Source organism: Taklimakanibacter deserti (assembly GCA_003574785.1).
This window is the reverse complement of record QORU01000004.1, coordinates 25,099-42,533: the sequence shown is the minus strand read 5'-3', so window position 1 is coordinate 42,533 and position 17,435 is coordinate 25,099. Positions and strand designations below refer to the sequence as shown.

The 17,435-nt window shown below is 63.1% G+C and carries 17 protein-coding genes; 7 read left to right on the top strand and 10 right to left on the bottom strand.

Annotation, left to right across the window (positions count from 1 at the left end; translation table 11 throughout):
• Positions 1 to 4 precede the first annotated feature (4 nt).
• Together DS839_RS08955 and DS839_RS08950 are read right to left on the bottom strand one after the other, a co-directional pair.
• On the bottom strand, positions 5 to 1,030 hold the full coding sequence (locus DS839_RS08955) for an aldo/keto reductase (protein WP_119269979.1): 1,026 nt from the start codon (positions 1,028 to 1,030) through the stop codon (positions 5 to 7).
• Entirely contained in the window at positions 1,030 to 1,764 is a 735-nt protein-coding gene (locus tag DS839_RS08950) for a GntR family transcriptional regulator (RefSeq protein ID WP_119269978.1), read from the bottom strand. Before DS839_RS08950 ends, DS839_RS08955 begins: the two co-directional genes overlap by 1 nt.
• Before the next feature lie 76 nt (positions 1,765 to 1,840).
• Here DS839_RS08950 and DS839_RS08945 point away from each other — a divergent pair, with 76 nt between their 5' ends.
• Together DS839_RS08945 and DS839_RS08940 are read left to right on the top strand one after the other, a co-directional pair.
• Positions 1,841 to 3,379, top strand: coding sequence for a UxaA family hydrolase (locus tag DS839_RS08945; protein WP_119269977.1), 1,539 nt, complete (start codon positions 1,841 to 1,843; stop codon positions 3,377 to 3,379).
• Positions 3,379 to 4,020 (top strand): LysE family translocator, encoded by a 642-nt coding sequence (locus DS839_RS08940; RefSeq protein WP_119269976.1) that lies wholly within the window; start codon positions 3,379 to 3,381, stop codon positions 4,018 to 4,020. The genes DS839_RS08945 and DS839_RS08940 overlap by 1 nt, the downstream gene beginning before the upstream one ends.
• A gap of 36 nt (positions 4,021 to 4,056) precedes the next feature.
• Here DS839_RS08940 and DS839_RS08935 read toward each other — a convergent pair whose 3' ends face one another.
• Positions 4,057 to 4,995 (bottom strand): ABC transporter substrate-binding protein, encoded by a 939-nt coding sequence (locus DS839_RS08935; protein ID WP_119269975.1) that lies wholly within the window; start codon positions 4,993 to 4,995, stop codon positions 4,057 to 4,059.
• Between the two features lie 216 nt (positions 4,996 to 5,211).
• Between DS839_RS08935 and DS839_RS08930 the strand changes: the two genes are divergently transcribed.
• The 3 genes from DS839_RS08930 (at position 5,212) to DS839_RS36890 (ending at position 8,353) form a co-directional block, all read left to right on the top strand.
• Positions 5,212 to 7,206, top strand: a complete 1,995-nt coding sequence (locus DS839_RS08930; protein WP_119269974.1) for a hydantoinase/oxoprolinase family protein — start codon at positions 5,212 to 5,214, stop codon at positions 7,204 to 7,206.
• Between the two features lie 75 nt (positions 7,207 to 7,281).
• A complete protein-coding gene (locus DS839_RS08925; protein WP_162918406.1) occupies positions 7,282 to 8,232 on the top strand; it encodes a diacylglycerol/lipid kinase family protein in 951 nt (316 codons plus the stop codon).
• Entirely contained in the window at positions 8,219 to 8,353 is a 135-nt protein-coding gene (locus DS839_RS36890; protein WP_368911395.1) for a hypothetical protein, read from the top strand. The genes DS839_RS08925 and DS839_RS36890 overlap by 14 nt, the downstream gene beginning before the upstream one ends.
• Before the next feature lie 15 nt (positions 8,354 to 8,368).
• Here DS839_RS36890 and DS839_RS08920 read toward each other — a convergent pair whose 3' ends face one another.
• The 7 genes from DS839_RS08920 to DS839_RS08890 form a co-directional block, all read right to left on the bottom strand.
• The gene (locus DS839_RS08920) at positions 8,369 to 9,286 is read right to left on the bottom strand and encodes an alpha/beta hydrolase (RefSeq protein WP_119269972.1); all 918 of its coding nucleotides are present in this window, start codon (positions 9,284 to 9,286) and stop codon (positions 8,369 to 8,371) included.
• A gap of 113 nt (positions 9,287 to 9,399) precedes the next feature.
• Complete coding sequence (locus DS839_RS08915) at positions 9,400 to 10,173, bottom strand: SDR family NAD(P)-dependent oxidoreductase (protein ID WP_119269971.1); 774 nt, start codon at positions 10,171 to 10,173, stop codon at positions 9,400 to 9,402.
• Positions 10,170 to 10,955, bottom strand: a complete 786-nt coding sequence (locus DS839_RS08910) for an SDR family oxidoreductase (protein WP_119269970.1) — start codon at positions 10,953 to 10,955, stop codon at positions 10,170 to 10,172. Before DS839_RS08910 ends, DS839_RS08915 begins: the two co-directional genes overlap by 4 nt.
• Positions 10,956 to 10,989: 34 nt before the next feature.
• Positions 10,990 to 12,009, bottom strand: a complete 1,020-nt coding sequence (locus tag DS839_RS08905; protein WP_119269969.1) for an aldo/keto reductase — start codon at positions 12,007 to 12,009, stop codon at positions 10,990 to 10,992.
• 14 nt (positions 12,010 to 12,023) lie between these two features.
• Entirely contained in the window at positions 12,024 to 12,998 is a 975-nt protein-coding gene (locus tag DS839_RS08900) for an ABC transporter permease (protein WP_368911393.1), read from the bottom strand.
• A 20-nt stretch (positions 12,999 to 13,018) separates the two neighbouring features.
• Entirely contained in the window at positions 13,019 to 14,572 is a 1,554-nt protein-coding gene (locus DS839_RS08895) for a sugar ABC transporter ATP-binding protein (protein ID WP_119269968.1), read from the bottom strand.
• Positions 14,573 to 14,583: 11 nt separating this feature from the next.
• Entirely contained in the window at positions 14,584 to 15,774 is a 1,191-nt protein-coding gene (locus DS839_RS08890) for a sugar ABC transporter substrate-binding protein (RefSeq protein WP_162918404.1), read from the bottom strand.
• 416 nt (positions 15,775 to 16,190) lie between these two features.
• On the opposite strand from DS839_RS08890, the gene DS839_RS08885 reads away from it, so the two are divergent.
• Complete coding sequence (locus tag DS839_RS08885) at positions 16,191 to 16,571, top strand: hypothetical protein (protein WP_119270342.1); 381 nt, start codon at positions 16,191 to 16,193, stop codon at positions 16,569 to 16,571.
• A gap of 66 nt (positions 16,572 to 16,637) precedes the next feature.
• The gene (locus tag DS839_RS08880) at positions 16,638 to 17,423 is read left to right on the top strand and encodes a TerC family protein (RefSeq protein ID WP_119269966.1); all 786 of its coding nucleotides are present in this window, start codon (positions 16,638 to 16,640) and stop codon (positions 17,421 to 17,423) included.
• Positions 17,424 to 17,435: the final 12 nt, after the last annotated feature.

Here is a 17,435-nt window from a genome sequence, read left to right as displayed (position 1 = left end):
AGCATTACCTCGGCACCGGCGCTCTCTGATCCATCAGGCCTTCAGCCTTGAGGTCGCGCCATAGCGCCTTGGGAATCTTGGCGCCCAAGGTCTTCACATTGAGCTTGACCTGCGCCGGCGTGATGCCGCCTGGAATGACCGAGACGACGCGAGGATGGGCGAGGGGGAAGCGCAGAGCGGCTTGCGGCAGTTTCACCTTGTGGCGCTTGCACACGGCCTCGATGCGGCGCACGCGTTCGAGGATGTGCTTCGGCGCCCTGGCATAATTATAGACGGCGCCGGGCCTGGCGCCCGTGGCGAGGATGCCCGAATTGTAGGGCCCGCCCAGCACGATGCCGATGCCGCGCTCCTCGCAGAGCGGCAGGAAGCTCGCGAGCGCTTTCTGCTCGAGCAGCGTGTAGCGCCCGGCGAGAAGGAAGATGTCGAAGTCGCCGCGCCGCGTCAGGATCTCGGCCACTTCCCATTCATTGATGCCGCCGCCAAAGGCCTTGATGACTTTCTCGTCGCGCAGTTTGACCAGCGCCTTGTAGCCCGACTTCATCAGCGTCTCGACATGGGCGTCGCGCGCTTGGGCCGTGCCGTGATTGAAGATGTCGATGTCATGCACGAAGAGGATCTCGACGGAATCGAGGCCCAGCCGCTCGAGCGAGAAGTCGAGCGAGCGCATGACGCCGTCATAGGTGTAGTCGTAGATCTCGCGGCGCGACGGGATATCGAAGAACTTGCCGATGCCCAGCCGTTCTTTCGGCGGTGAGACCTGCAGCAAGCGCCCGACCTTGGTCGAGACGATGTAGTCGCTGCGTTTCCTGCCGCGCAGGAACTGGTTGAGGCGCGTCTCGGAGAGGCCGGCTCCATAGAGAGGCGCCGTATCGAAATACCGCATGCCGGCAAGCCATGCCGTCTCGAGCGTGGCTTGCGCATCCTTGTCGGAAACCGTGCGCAACAGATTGCCGATCGGCGCCGTGCCAAAACCCATTTCGGTGAATTTGATCGCTGCCCCCGAAGGCGCCTTGAAGGTCTTTGTCCGCATCACATCCTGTCCGTTTCCAAGTCCTGCCAATCGGTGAAGAGCCCGGGCTCGCGGCGCGCGAAGGACATGAGCTCCGTCATCACCTGATCGAGATGATCGCCCATGGCGAGAGCGGCGAGGGCGCCGTCATGTCGCTCGAGGCCAGCGACGATGCGCTCATGCTCCTTCACGGTCTCGGTATTGCGCCGGGGCGAGGCGAGGAGGAGCCTGACGCGGTCGAGGGCGAGTCTTGCGGATTCGGCTGCCGCCTTGACGCGCGGAAAGCCCAAGGCTGAGAGCAATGTGTCGTGGAAGGCGAGGTCGAGCGCGTGGAAATCCTGCTTGTCGCCCTCTGCCGCCACTTGCTTCTGGTCGGCGAGATTGGCGTGCAGCCGGTCAAGCGTATCCCCATCGATCATGCCGGCAAGGTGCCTCACCGCCTCGGCCTCGAGCGCCTTGCGCAGGAACATGTTCTCGCGCACGTCCGACAAGCGGATCAGGGAAACCGTGGTGCCGCGCTGCGGCTGGATCTCGACCAGGCCTTGCGCCTGGAGCCGGGCCAGCGCTTCCGATACGGGAAAACGCGAAACGCCGAGCTTTTCGCAGAGCTTGGCCTTGTCGAGGGCGGCGCCCGGCTCGAAAGCGTGCATGACGATGGCGTTGCGGAGCGCCTCGACCACCCGGGCGGTGGCGCCGCCGCGCTTCTCACCCCGGATATTCTCAAGAAAATCGTAGGATTTTCCTTTGGCAATCATGCTAACATGTTAGTATGGACATGCCGAGGGGAAGTCAAAGCTTTTCAACCCTTGTCCCTTGAGAAAACCGCCACCCATGAAGATCGTCGAGCCCGCCAGCAAAGAACCCCGCGTCATCCGACTCAACGCGGTCGACAATATCGTCGTTGCCGTCGACAATGTCGAGAAGGGAGCCAGCACTTCGGGCGCCGTCGCCCAGGCGCGCATCCCGCGCGGCCACAAGATGGCGACCCAGAAGATCGCGCAAGGGGAACCGATCCGCAAATTCGGCCAGGTCATAGGCTTCGCCAAGACCCCGATCACGCCCGGCGAATGGGTGCATGAGCACAATGTCGAGATGCATGACTTCGCCCGCGACTATGCTTATTGCACCGAGGCAAAGCCGGAAGACATCCTGCCCACAGCGCAGCAGGCGACCTTCCAGGGCTATCGCCGCGCCAATGGCAAGGTGGGCACGCGCAACTATGTCGGCATATTGACCAGCGTGAACTGCTCGGCCTCGGCGTCCAAATTCATGGCCGAGGAGATCAACCGCTCAGGCATCCTCAAGGACTATCCGAATATCGACGGCGTCGTGGCGCTGACCCAGGCCAATGGCTGCGTCATCGACTATCGCGGCGTCATCTTCGACACTCTGAAGCGCACCAGCTGGGGCTATGCGACCAATCCCAATATGGGTGGCGTCGTCATGGTGGGTCTCGGCTGCGAAGGCTTCCAGATCCCGCGCTTCAAGGAGGCTTATAAGGTCACCGAGAGCGAAACCTTCCGCACCATGACGATCCAGGAGACCGGCGGCACCAAGAAGACGGTCGATGCCGGGGTCGCCGCCATCAAAGAGATGCTGCCCACCGTCAATAGGGTGAGACGCGAGACCATCCCGGCCTCGGAGCTCCTGCTGGCGCTGCAATGCGGCGGCTCCGACGGCTATTCGGGGATCACCGCCAATCCGGCGCTGGGAGCAGCGGTCGACATCCTGGTGCGCCATGGCGGCACCGCCATCCTGTCGGAGACGCCCGAGATCTATGGCGCCGAGCATCTCCTCACGCGGCGTGCCATCAATCGCGAGGTGGGCGAAAAGCTGGTCGACATCATCCATTGGTGGGAGGACTACACCAAGCGCAACCAGATGGAGATGAACAACAATCCCTCGCCCGGCAACAAGCTCGGCGGACTCACGACCATCCTGGAGAAGTCCCTGGGCGCTGCCGCCAAGGGCGGCTCGACGACGATGACCGCCGTCTATCGCTATGCCGAGCCCGTCACCGCCAAGGGCTTCGTCTTCATGGACACGCCCGGCTACGATCCGGTCTCGGCCACGGGGCAAGTGGCGGGAGGCGCCAATATCCTGTGCTTCACCACTGGGCGGGGCTCCGCCTATGGCTGCAAGCCGACGCCCTCGATCAAGCTCGCCACCAACACGCCGATCTATGAGCGCATGATCGACGACATGGACATCAATTGTGGCGACATCCTCGACGGCGTGCCGATCGAGACGAAGGGCCGGGAGATCTTCGAGAAGATCCTGAAGGTGGCCTCGGGCGAGCGCTCCAAATCGGAGCTGCTCGGCTATGGCGACAATGAATATGTGCCCTGGCAGATCGGAGCGACAATGTGATGAGCGAACTCGGCATCATAGCGGCCATTCTCGGCGCCGTGCTGATCGGGGCGATCAGCCCCGGCCCCAGCTTCGTGATGGTGCTGCGGACATCGATCGCCCTGTCGCGGAGCGACGGCCTTGCCGCGGCCATCGGCATGGGGCTCGGCGGCGCCTTGTTCGGCACTATCGCGCTGCTCGGCCTGACGGCGCTGCTCGCCCAGGTCGAATGGCTCTATATGGTGCTCAAGCTCGCCGGTGGGGCCTATCTGATCTATCTCGCCATCCGGATCTGGCGCGGCGCGCGTGAACCCGTCACCATTCCGCAGACGGCCGCCTTCAAGTCCAACTCGCTGCGGCGATCCTTCTCGGTCGCCCTGATGACCCAGCTCAGCAATCCCAAGACCGCCGTCGCCTATGCCAGCGTCTTTGCGGCCTTGCTGCCGCCGCACGTGCCGGCCTGGATGATCCTCGCTTTGCCGCCGTTGATTTTCCTCATCGAAACGTCGTGGTATGCGGTCGTCAGCTTCGTCTTCTCATCGCACCGTCCACGCTCGGCCTATGTCAGAGCCAAAGCCTGGATCGACCGGGTGACCGCGCTGGTCATCGGCGGCCTGGGTCTCAGGCTCATCTATGAGACGGTCAAGACGCATCGGCCTTGATCGTCGGCTCACGGATAATCGAGTCAAATGAATCGCTTAAATCGATCCGTTGATCGGATTGATCAAGTTCTTCGGCTGTGCGTCATCCCATATGGTGACCAGCTCCATGAGCTCGGCCAGCGCTGAGGGATAGCAGAGATTGGGATTGGCGATATTCCGTCGCGGCCGATAGACGGCATGGCCGGAGACGGCTTTGAGCTCCGGCCAGCCCGGGCGCCTGGCCACGGGATGCGACATTGCATTGGGGCAGTCCTGACAGTCGAAAGCGAGGATCATGTCGGGCCTGGCATCCCGGACGGAATTGAAATCGACCCAGGCCACGGCATCGCCTCGCTGCGCGAGGAGCGGCTTGCCGCCGCAGAGCCGGATCAGCTCCGCCGCCAGATAACCGCCCACCATGATGAAGCGTCCGGGATTGGCGCGGCGCCGTGCGGGATCGGGATGGTATTTGATGCAGATGCAGTATTCGAAGAGGATCGCCGGGCTGCCAGCCGGCATTCGCCGTTGCGCCAGAACCCCATCGCGCCGCGCCGCCAGTTGCGAGACGAGTTCCCGGGCGGCTTCCGGCCTGCAGACGATCTCGCCTATGGTCAGGATCTGCCGATCGAGATCGGCCAATGTGCGGGTGTCGAAATTGATCAGGGCCTCCGGCCGAAGACCGAACATACTGGCCTCATGCGTATCGAACGGGCCGCTTCCTGAAGCGAGGACCATGTCCGGCCGAAGGGACGCCGCGCGCTCGTGATCCGCCCGGGGCCAGGCGCCCATATCCGGCAATGCCTCCCAGTGAGCGAGGCGCGCAATCGTCTCCTCACCGGAAACCCCCCATGTGTCGAGGTAGTCCCGAATGGAGGCCACGCAATATTGCGTGCGTCCGACGACGACATGATCGGCGCCGAGGGCGAAGAGGATCATCGAGACATTGGGCGCCAGGGAAACAAGGCGCCGAGGTCTATTGCTGCTACCAGCGGTCATCGCGCTGCCTCCACCGGTGCAATGTGAGCGCGCGCCGAGCCATATGGCCTTACAGCAGCGTCCCAAAAGCGGCAGTAAGCGACAGGCAAAGAGAATGCCTGAGGTTTTTGAATCGGTTAGGCGGGCTTTTTGAACCAGCCTGTGAGGCCGGTGCCATTGACAGGCGAGAGCAGGGTTGTTAGCGCCCAGCTTCCATTCATTGCCTGGCCTGTCTTCATGTCCTCAGAGTCTTATTTCATTGGTGTCGATACCGGCGGCACCTATACCGATGCCGCGGTCATCGCCGCCCGCGATCACAAGGTGATCGCCTCGGCCAAGGCCATCACCACCAAGGGCGATCTCGCCATCGGCGTCACCGAGGCGATCACCAAAGCGGTGGCGAGCCTGCCCAAGGGGCTGGCGCCGGAAGACATCTCGCTCGTTTCGGTCTCGACGACTTTGGCGACCAATGCCGTCGTCGAAGGCCATGGCAGCTCGGTCGGCGTCATCCTCGCCGGCTTCGATGCGCAAATGGCCGAGCGCACCGGCATCGCCAAGGCCTTTCCCGGCATGCCGATCGAGATCATCGCCGGCGGCCATGACCACAATGGCGACGAGCGGGTGGCGCTCGACAAAGCGGCGCTCGGCGCGGCCCTCGAACGGATCGGCGGCAAGTGCGACGCCTTCGCCGTCGCCGCGAGCTTCGCCGTGCGCAATCCCGCCCATGAGCACCTGATCCGCGAGGCGATCACCTCTTCGACCGGCAAGCCGGTGACGCTGTCGACCGAGCTTTCCTCGGCACTCGATGCGCCGCGCCGGGCGCTCACCGCCGCCCTCAATGCCAGGCTCATCTCGCGCATCTCGCTCCTCATCGAGGCGGTGGGACGCGCCATGGCCTCCCTCAAGATCGTCTGCCCGCTGATGATCGTGAAGGGCGACGGCACGCTGGCGCTGGCCGAGACGGTGGCGAAGCGGCCGATCGAGACGGTGCTGTCGGGGCCGGCGGCGAGCCTCGTCGGGGCGCGCTGGCTGTCGGGGCTCGGCGACTTCATCATGTCGGACATGGGGGGCACCACCACCGATCTCGGCGTCCTGCAGAACGGTCGCCCGCGCGTCACCGAGGAGGGGGCGGAAGTCGGCGGCTGGCGCACCATGGTCAAGGCCATCGATGTCCGCACCATCGGCCTCGGCGGCGATTCCGAGATCAGCTTCGGGCCGAATGGCACGCTCATCGTCGGCCCGGGGCGCATCGTGCCGGTCTCGCTCATCGCCGAGCGGTTCCCGGAAGTGCTCGCCATGCTCGACAGCGACATCGCCGACAGCGAAGGCGGATCGATGCATGGCCGCTTCGTGGTCCATCCCTTCGGCTTGAGCGGAGCCCCGGCGACATCGGAACTTTCGGCGCGCGAGAAGGAGATCCTCGATCTCGTCACCGATCGCCCGAAACCCATCCGCAAGGTCGCGGTGTCGTCGGGCGCGCAGCGGGCGCTCGCCGCGCTCAAGCGCAAGGGTCTCGTGCAGATTTGCGGCTTCACGCCCTCCGATGCCGCGCATGTGCTGGGCCTTCAGGCAAACTGGTCGGGACCCGCGGCAGAGAAGGCGGCGCAGCTCCTGATGCGCTTCCGCGAGATGAAGATGCCGGCGCCCGAACGGGTGAAGGAGTTTTGCGAGGAAGTGTGGTCGGACGTGGTGCGGCTCACGGGCCGCGTCATCCTCGACACGGCGCTCGGCCGCAAGACCGGCGGCGATGCCTTGCTCGATGCCGTCTGCTCGGGACAGGGCGGGCTCGGCTTGACTCGGATCGCGGTCAGTCCGCAAGTTCCGGTGGTGGCCGTCGGCGGGCCGGTCCGGATCTACTACGGCGAAGTAGGGCGAAGGCTCGCGGCGGAGGTCGTGTTCCCGGATTTCTGCGACGTCGCCAATGCGGTAGGGGCGGCGACCGGCGTCGTGGCGCGCAATGTTACGGTCACGGTCGAAGGCGACGGCAGCGGAGTCTTTCGCCTGCATGGCCCGGGTGGCACCACGAGCCTGGGCTCGGGGGCTCAGGCCTTGGCCGCCGCCGAGACGCTGGCGCGCCAGGAGGCGCTTGCCGCCGTCGCGCAAATGGGCGCGAGCCACGCCGAGGTCAAGGTCAGCATCGAGAAGAGCTATCTGCCCGACGCCGTGGACGACAATGGTCTGCTCAAGGCCGAGGTCACGGCGGAAGCGATCGGGCGGCCCGATACGCGGTAGTTCCTATAGGGAACTTTTGCAGATTGCCGGCGTTCACTTTCCGCAACATGCGGAGGACGGCATCTGAAAGTCGACGTGGTTCTCAACCAGGACAGCGGCACGCTCAGGGACGGCGATGCCAAAGCGATGGCCCGGACCATTGTCGATATCGTCAAATCTCATGGCCACAAGGTCGATGTGAGGTTGGTCCGAGGCGTTGAAATCAAGGAGGCCCTCACGCATGCCCGCGAGAGCAGCGATACGGTGCTCGCGGGCGGCGGCGATGGGACGGTCTCCACCGCAGCCGCCCTTTTCGCCGGCCATAAGACGGTCCTGGGCATCCTGCCACTCGGCACGATGAATCTTTTCGCGCGGGCGCTGGGCATTCCTCTCAACCTCGAAGAAGCGACGGAAATGCTGCTCACGGGTGAAAAGCGGCCTATCGATATCGGCGAGGTGAATGGCGAGATTTTCGTCCATCACGTCACGCTGGGACTGCATCCACGCATCGTCGCCGGCCGCGAGCGGCAACGCTACCATTCACGCTTGGGCAAGAAACTCGCCTGGCTCAAGACCTGGTGGAAGCTCTTGCGCCAGGCGCCGCGGATGAGGCTCAGGCTCACGGTCGATTCCGACCAGGTGAAGCTCAAGACGACATCGCTCATCATCGCCAACAATCCCTTTGTCGAAGGACTGGGTGGGCTACCGCACAGCGAAATGCCCGAGCGGGGCAAGCTCGCGATCTACGCGGCGCAGACGCGCGACTGGAAGGAACTTCTCGCCATGTCGGCGCAAGCGAGCCTCGGCAAATGGGAAAGCAACAGCCGGCTCGATTTCCTGGAGGGGCGCGAGATCGCCATCCATGCGGAACGCAAGCGCCTGCGAGTCTCGATCGACGGTGAGTTGGCCTATCTACAAACCCCGTTAAGGGCTAAAATACGTCCCAGTTCTCTTTGGGTCCTTTGTCCGGGTTCGGTACAAGTGAAACCAAAGAAGGCTTCCGTCGCGCCACCCAAGAAACGGAGATTGCGCCATGCCGGAAGATGAAATCGATACCGAAAGAGTGCGTTCAGGAATCATGCTGCATCGCATGCGCTTCGTGCTGGGCTTCGGCCTCGCCGGGGCAGGCGCAGCCCTTCTCGTCGCCTGGGCATTGATGGGTCCGTGATCGCCTCGCCGGGCTTCAGGGCTGCAGGGTTTCCACGAACCATTCGCGCGCCAAGGCGGCTGCCACCTCGACCTTCGACTTGTCCGAGTAAAGCGTCATGTGGGAGGTGTGGGGAAGTATCTCCAGGCGCTTGCGCGTCGACGGTATCTGGTTGAACGCACCGATTTCGAGATCCCACAGCGTGAGGTCATCGCCCTCCGCGACGATCATGAGCGTCGGCGTGTTGTAGATGCGCTTTACGAACGGGCCGACGTCGTAGTTCATGAGCAGGTCGACGGACTCCACTGTGCTGCGGTTTTCGTAGAGGGGCGCCTCGGACGCCTTGATCGCAAGGAAGGTGCGCACCGTCTCCGGGAAGGGCCAGGCCGAGACCTCTTCTGCCGAGCGCTCCGTCGCATGCGGCAAATAGAGTCTCTGGCCGGGCTTGTCGTAGCGCAGTGCCCGATCCTTCAGCACGAGATCCCAAAGCGCACGATATTCCATGGTGCCGTGAGCGCGGCGCATGTTCTCGTAGCCGTCGATCACGGGGATCTGGCTGACGATCGACCTAACGCGCGGGTCGATGGCGGCCAGAATCAGGGCGTGGCCGCCGGAGTAGGAGATACCCCACACGCCGATACGGTCGGGGTCGACCAGCTCATGGCGCTCCAGGAAGCTCATGGCATTCTGGTAATCCCGGATCTGCTGCCACGGATCGAGATGCTGCCGGTTGTCGCCGTCGCTGACCCCGAGATTGCGATAGTCGAAGATCAGAGCGTTGATGCCGGCTTCGGCGAAGGCCTTGGCGTAGGTCGGCATCACAATCTCGCGCACATAGCACCAGCCGCCGGCGAGCACGACGGTCGGCGAGCGCTTGCCTTCGCCGCCAAGATAAAGCCAGCCGCGAACGGTCGTGCCCTCCGACTTGAATTCGACATCTACTCTCTTGACCATGGTGTTTCCTTTCCACGCGATGCAAACGATCGCACTGACAGTCCGGCTCAAACCCGGGGCGCATCGTCGGAGGCTTCTCGTCGTGCCGGCGGGCGTGATGCCGCCGAGCCCTCTTACGAGAACAGGCAGCCGCCGTTCACGTCGATCGTCGCCCCGGTGATATAGGCGCCGTCCGGCCCGGCCAGGAACGCTGTCGCGGCAGCGAGCTCCGCCGGGTCGGCCGCACGGCCGAGCGGGATCTTGTCCCACTCGATTTTCTTCATCTCCTCGAAGGTGATGCTGCGCTTGGCGGCTTCCTCGCGCAGCGCATCGAAATGCATGCTCGTGGCGACATTGCCCGGAGCGACCGAATTCACGCGAATCCTGTCGCCTGCAAGCTCCGCGGCCGCCGTATGCGTCAGCGAGATCAGCGCCGCCTTCGACGCGCAATAGGCACCGAAGAATGCGTGACCGCTCTTGCCATACCAGCTCGAGATGGTGACGATGGATGCGCCACCCGCGGCGCGCAGCGCCGGGATGAAGTGCTTGATCAGCAGGAAGTTGGCGCGCGTGTTGATGCTGAACACGCGGTCCCATTCCGCCACCGCCAGCGTCTCGATCGAGCCCACCTCCTGCAGGACGCCGGCAATCAAGCCGAGAAACTTCAGCGGCGCGCCGATTGCCGCGATCTCGGCGTCGATCAGGCCATAGTCGGCGGGGTTGGCGACATCGGCGGCGACGCCGACGATCTTCGCGCCCGAGGCGGCGGACAGGTCCCTGGCCACTTCCTTGACCGCGTCTGTGCGGTCAACCAGCACCAACGACCAACCCTCCTTGGCGAAGCGTTCGGCGGTGGCGCGGCCGATGCCGCCGGCCGCGCCGGTGAGAACTCCCGTCTTGCCGCTCATTGGAGGATCATCCCGCCATCGATCAGGAGGACTTGGCCGGTCATATAGTCAGACTGGTCGGACCACAGGAAGCGAACCGTGCCGACGACGTCGGTCGGCTTGGCGACGCGGCCGAGCAGGATCTGGCTGGCGAGCGAGTTCATGGCCTCGCCTGGCTTGGAGCTCGCACCCATCGCCATCAGATCCTTGTCGAGCTTCTCCCAGAGCGGGGTGTCGACCACGCCCGGCGCGAAGGCGTTGACGGTGATGCCCTTGGCGGCGAGGGCGCGAGCGCCAGCCTGGGTCAGGCTGATGACCACCGCCTTGCTGGCCGAGTAGGGGGCGAAGTCGGCAAAGCCGGTGCGGCCGGCGATCGAGGCGGTGTTGATGATCTTGCCCTTGGTGCCGTCGGCGATCATCGCCCTGGCGGCTTCCTGGATGCCGATCAGCACGCCGAGACCGTTGACGTTCATGATTGCGTTCCAAGTGCTTTCCGTCGCCTCCAGAAACGGCTCCGGCTTGTTGAACCCGGCATTGTTGATCATCACGTCGAGGCCGCCGAACGTCTTGCGGCACGCCGCGATCGCGCCTTTGACCTCAGCGCGATCCGAAACGTCCACCTTGTGGAAGATCACGCGGCCGGCATGCGCCTTGGCGAGTTCGTCGACCGTCGCCTGTCCGACCATGGGGTCGAGGTCGGCAATGACGACGCCGAATCCGTCCTGCAGCAGACCTGTTGCGATCTGGCGACCTATGCCGCGTGCGGCGCCGGTGACAACCGCGCCTTTGTGTCTTTCCGCCATGGTTCAATCCTCCTTTTGCAAATCAACCTCGCCATCAGGTCGGAACCGGAGCGTTTTCGCGCACCAGGCCCTGTTTCCTGAGATCCACCCACAATTCGCCGGGGATCGGGTGCTCGATGAGGGCGATGTTCTCGTCGAGATGCTTCTTGGTTCGGGTGCCGGGAATGTTGGTCGTGATGGCGGGATGGGCCAGTACGAACTGCAGCGCGGCCGCCTTCAGCGGCACATCGTGCGCCTTGCAGACCGCCTCGATCTTCGCCACACGCGCGAGGATTTCCGGCCCGGCCTCGCTGTAGTTGTAGTGCGCGCCCTTGACCGGGCCGGTGGCCAGAATGCCGCTGTTGAAGCCGCCGCCCAGCACAATCGAGACGTCGCGCTCTTCGCAGAGCGGCAGGAAGGTGTCGAGTGCGTCCTGCTCCAGCAGCGTGTAGCGGCCGGCGAGCAGGAAGCAATCGAAGTCGCGCTCGCGCAGCGCCGCCTCGCAGACCTGCCACTCGTTGCAGCCGACGCCGATCGCTTTCACCAGCCCTTCCGAGCGCAGCTTCTCCAGCGCCTTCCAGCCGCTGTCCATGGCGGTGCGGAAATGCTGCTTCTGCAGTTCCGGGCCATGGCTGAAAACATCGATGTCGTGGATGAACAGGATGTCGATGCGGGCCCGTCCAAGGCGCTGCAGGCTGTCCTCGAAGGAGCGCATGCAGCCGTCGTAACTGTAGTCGTGCTCGATCTCGAAGGGCGGCATGTCGACCCAGAAAAACGAGGTCAGCCCGCCTGCCGGCACAGGTTTTAGTTTGCGGCCTACCTTGGTGGAGAGCACGTAGTCATTTCGCGGATAGGCACGCAGCGACTCGCCGAGACGATGTTCGGACAGGCCGTGTCCGTACATCGGGGCGGTGTCGAAATAGCGCAAGCCGGCGTCCCAGGCGCCACCGATCACCGCGCGCGCATCTTCTTCCGGCACCCGGCGGAACTGATTGCCGATCGGCGCGGTACCGAAACCCATGGCGGTCAGTTCGAGGCCCGACCGGCCAAATCTTCTTTTCGCAGACGCCTTCATGAGCTTTCTCCCCGTCACTTGATGAAAGCATATTTCGAGCGGTCGATGGTCAACGACACCGCCAGGATGATCACGAAGCCCTTGACGATGTCCTGGGTGAAGCTGTTCACCTCGGTCACGTCCATGCCGTTGGTCAGGATGGCGATGACGAGCACGCCCAGGAACGTCCGATGCGGACCGCCGATTCCTCCCGACAGGGCAGTTCCGCCCATGACGACCGCGGCGATAGAGTTCAGCAACAGGCTGCTGCCGGCGGTCGGCGTGCCGGCGCCGACCTGACCGGTGAGCATGACGCCCGCCAGGCCGCAGATCGCGCCGGCCAGAACGAAAGCGAGAATCTTGTAGAAGGTGACCGGCACGCCGGCATGGGCCGCGACGATCTCGCCGCCACCCAACGCATAGAGATAGCGCCCGAGCTTGGTGCGGAAGGCGACAACCGTGAGGATCCCGGTGGCGATGAGCGCGAACCAGATGATGTTCGGGATACCGAGCACATAGGAGCCGTTGACCAGATCCGGCAGCAGGCTGTCCGTGAACAGGATCGACTGGCCCTGGGAGATCTGGTTGGCCACGCCCGACAGGATTGACAGCATGCCGAGCGTGACCAGGAAGGAGGGAACCTTCAGCATGGTGACGAGACCGCCGTTGATCAGCCCAACCAGCGCTCCGATTCCAAGGCCAACGAAGGTTGCGCCGGCAATGCCGAAGCGGTCGATGGTCAGTGCGGCAAGAATTCCGGTAAGTGTCACGAGGGCGCCGACCGAAAGGTCGATCGAGCCGATCAGGATCACAACCGTTCCCGCCAACGCGACGATTAGAAGCACCGATGATTGGCGGCCGATGTTCAGCGCATTGGCTGAGGAGAAAAACAGCGGATTGACGTAGGAGAAGTAGGCGATCAGCACCACGATGGCGATGATCGGCAGGATTATCGTGCGAAGCTCGATGTCGCGGGTCACCTTGGCGGTGGTTGCCGGCTTCTGGACCATGATATTCTGTTCCATTTTCGTCAAAGCATGGCCGAAACGACATCGACCTCACGGGGCTTGGCCTCCTTGCGTGCCTCGACCATCGCCGAGACCATGCCGTTGCGCAGTACCATGATGCGGTTGGAGAGCCCGATCAGTTCGGGCAGGTTATCGGATACGAGGAGCACCGCCGCGCCGCCGTCGGCGATCTCGCGCATGAGCGAGTAGATGTCCTCCTTGGCTCCGACGTCGAGGCCGCGGCCCGGATCGTCGAGCACGAGGATATTGACGCCGCGCGCCAGCCATTTGGCGAACACGACCTTTTGCTGGTTGCCGCCGGACAGTGTCCGACAGGTGACCGATGGCCCCGGGGCGCGAATCTTCAGCCGCCGGATCCATTCCTGCGTCAGCGTCCGGCTGCGGCGCGGCGAGATCAATCCGAGCAGGCCGATGCCGATCCGCTTGAGATTGGGGAGCGTCAGGTTCCAGTCGATCGTATGGGTGCCGATGATGCCGGCGACGCTGCGCTCGGCGGGTACGAAGCCGATGCCGTGGCGGATGGCGTCGCGTCGCGAGCCGCGCTTCAAGGTCATGCCGCCGACCGTCACCTCGCCCGTGGTTTGCGCTTCTGAGCCTGCGACGATCTTGGCGAGCGTCGACTTTCCCGAGCCGAGCACGCCCGCGACGCCGAGAATCTCGCCCTCGTGCAATTCCAGGGATACGCCGCGCAGATGGCCGGGCTTGGTGATGGCGGTGGTCTTCAGCACCACCTTTGCCCCCGGTTCGCGCTGGATCGTCTCGCGGTAATATTCGGCATTGCGCTGGCGTCCGACGATCAATTCGTGCAGGCCGGTTTCGTCGATCGTGCCGATCGGCCTCTGGCCGACGACCTGACCGTCCTTGAGCGCAACAACCTCGTCGCAGGCGGCGAAGACATCGGCCAGCCGATGGGACACCAGCACGAAGGAGGCGCGGGCGCGCCAGCGCTTGATACCGTCAAACAGTTTCGCCGCCTCATTGTCCGAGAGCGCGCTGGTCGGTTCGTCGAGAAGAATGATCGGCTGGACCGGATAGACGCGCGCCAAGGCAAAGGCTTTCGCGATCTCGACAAGCTGGCGCTCGCCGAAAGAGAGCGTGCCGGTCAGTACGGTCGGGCTGATGTCGACCTCGAGTTCGTCGAGCACGGCACGTGTCTCGGCGATCATTGCCCTGCGCCGCAGCCCGCCGGCGATGGAGAATTTGGCTTCGCGACCAAGGAAGATATTCTCGAAGACGGGGATGGTCGGAATCAGCCCTTGTTCCTGGAAGACGGTTGCGACGCCCTTGCGGGCGGCTTCCGTTGGATAGCCGAATCCGACCGCCTCGCCGTTGATGGCGATGGTGCCGGTATCGGGGCGGACCGTTCCGTTGATGATCGAAAGCAATGTCGACTTGCCGGCACCGTTCTCGCCGACGAGGCCAAGCATCTGGTTGCGCTGCAACGTGAAGCTTACCCCCGCAAGCGCCCTGGTGCCCGGGTAGGTCTTTGAAATATCACGCAGCGCAAGCGCCGGCGCTCGGGTAGCAGGGCCGCCCGGGTGTCCCGGGCGGCCCATCTCCTGCACGTTCACTTGAACGGTCCGCTCTTGTAGCGATCGGCATAAAGTTTCGCTGTGGCGTCGAAATCCGTTTTCCACTTGGCCGCGTCGCCATAAGCGGCATTGAGCTTGTCCTTCCCGTCCTGCCCGGCCCAATGGGTTGCGGGATCGATCGGGAAGATGTTGTTCTGGGGATCCCAACTGTCGGGATTCAATGTGCGGCTCATCTTCGCCCAGTCGAAGGGCAGTTCGGCGCTCTGATAGATTTTGGTGTCGATCGAGGCCGCCGTCTCGGCGGTGGCGGTCAGGGAGCCGGTATAGAGTAGCCGCTCGGGCAGGCTTGGCTTCCACCCGCTCAGCGCGTCGAACAGCATGACCGTCGCGAAGCCTGCCTGGTACGGCGCCAGCGATGTGTTGGTGGCGACGAATTGCTCGCCCTTGGCGACTTCCTGAAGGCCTTCCGATAGCCCATCGATGCCCGCAACCTTTACATGCTTCAAGCCCCGTTCCTTGAGCACGCTGAGCACGCCGAGCGCCATGGAGTCGTTTTGGGCAAACACGCCCTTCATGTTCGGATAGGCGGTGACCATGGACAGCATGACGGTGCGGGCTTTTTCGCGCACCCAGTCACCACGCAGCCCGCCGACGATCTTGATGCCCGGGAATTCCGCCGCGGCCTTCATCATCCCGGCAGTTCTGGCGTCATCGGTGGGGGTAGCAAGACCCTTGATGTGGACAACCTCTCCTTCGCCACCGATCGACTCGAACAGCGCCTTGCCGACCTGATAGCCGGCTTCCGTCGAGTTGGCGGTCATATAGGCGACGAAGTAGTCGCCGATGTCCGAGGGAGTGAACCAGGCCGGTGTTTCCCAGATCGCCGAATAATAGATCTGGCTCTCCTGGCAGAGCTTGGCGATCATCGGCACCTCGCCAGCCGCCACGACGGTGTTGATCAGCATGTTCACGCCCTGGGTGGGCAGGCCTCGCACCTGGCTGATCTCGCGCGCAGCGTCGTTGTCGTGAAACAGCTCAACCTTCTCGAGGCCCAGCTTCGAGACCGTTGCTCCGAAGCCTTTCATGAAAGCAGCCCAATAGTCATTGGCCAGGGTTGCGACACAGGTCGCCGCCTTGCCTTTGCCCTGCGCGAACGCCGGCGAGCCGAGCCCGCCTATTGCAGAGGCCAGCGGCACGCTAATGCCGGCAGCCGATGCAAGTTGCATGAACACGCGCCGGCTTACAGGATTCCCGATGCGAGCGAAGGCACTTGCGATACGTTCCTCGTTAGACATGAATATCCTCCCTTCTTGCCATTCACGGCAAATGAATCAGGCGAAGATGAAGACGCAAAAGATCTCTCACGCCTCGCAGTACAAGGCATGCTTGGATCTTTTCGTACGTCGACATGATCCGCCGCTCTTAGAGCGGTATTTTCCCTTTCAGTTTTGAAATAGCACCGGCCAGCCAGATATCGAGGAACCTAAATTCCCATACTGATAATTGCGCTCGATGCCGGGCATGCTCGATTGCGACGGGAACAATTTCGAATCCGGGTTCCGTGGATAAGATTCTGTGTGGCGAATCGGTTTTCTGCTATGGCCTGTCGCGATCGGGGCACTCAAGGGACGAGGCATTTTTCATGACGGGCGCAGCGCGCAATTTCTTCATCCTTGCACTCATCTACGCCATTTGTGGCATGCTTCTGGGACTGGCCATGGCCATTCGCCAGGATCATACCCAGATGCCGGTCCATGCCCATGCGATGGTGGCCGGGTGGCTGATGTCAGGTTTCTTCGCCTTCTTCTACCATTTCTTTCCCGAGATCGGCCGGTCGCGGCTGGCGATGATCCATTTCTGGCTGACGGCAGCCAGCGGCGTCGTCATGCTCGTGTCACTTTTCTTCGTTCTGTCCGGAAATATCGCGATCGAACCGGTGACGGCGATTTCCTCGATCCTGTTCTTCCTCGCCATCCTGCTCTTCACCTGGATTGCGCTGCCGGTCCTGCGCCGCACCGCCTGATTTTCCGCTCTTGCGTCATCCCCGCTAGGCTGGCAACAAAGTGCCAGCCTAGCGGGGAGCTGACTCATGGCCGAATTCTTCACAGCCGAAAACCTGGTCACCTTTCTGGTGCTGACGGCGCTCGAAACTGTCCTCGGCTTCGACAACCTTCTCTATATATCGATCGAGGCCAAGCGGGTTGCCGCCGACAAGCAGAAATATGTGCGCCAGGTCGGCATCGTGCTCGCCATCGGCTTGCGCATCGCGTTGCTGTTCGTCGTGCTGCAATTGATCAGCGCCTTCCAAGATCCGCTGTTCAGCATCGATATTCCGCCGCTGGTCTCTGGCTCGGTCAACGGCCACAGCGTGATCGTGCTCGCGGGCGGCGTGTTCCTGCTCTATACCGCGCTCAAGGAGATCTACCACATGCTGGCCGCCCCCGAACTGGGGCATGGCGAGAGCAATGGCCGGGCCATGCGCAGCGTCGCCTCGGCGCTGGTCTGGATCCTCATCATGAACATCGTCTTCTCCTTCGACACGGTGCTCTCGGCGGTGGCGTTGACGAAGAATTTCGCCGTGATGACGCTCGCCATCATCGTCTCGGGCGTGCTCATGGTCGTGCTCTCCGAGCGGGTGGCGGCGTTCCTCGCCAAGAACCGGATGTATGAGGTCCTGGGGCTGTTCGTGCTCCTCCTGGTCGGCGTCATGCTGATGTCGGAGGGCGGCCACATCGCCCATCTCAGCTTTTTCGGCTATCCGATCGAGCCGATGGCCAAGAGCACCTTCTATTTCGTGGTGGTGGCTCTCGTCATCGTCGACATCATCCAGAGCCGCTATCAGAAGAAGCTTTTGGCCGAGAAGGGGGACCATTAGCTAAATCCTGGT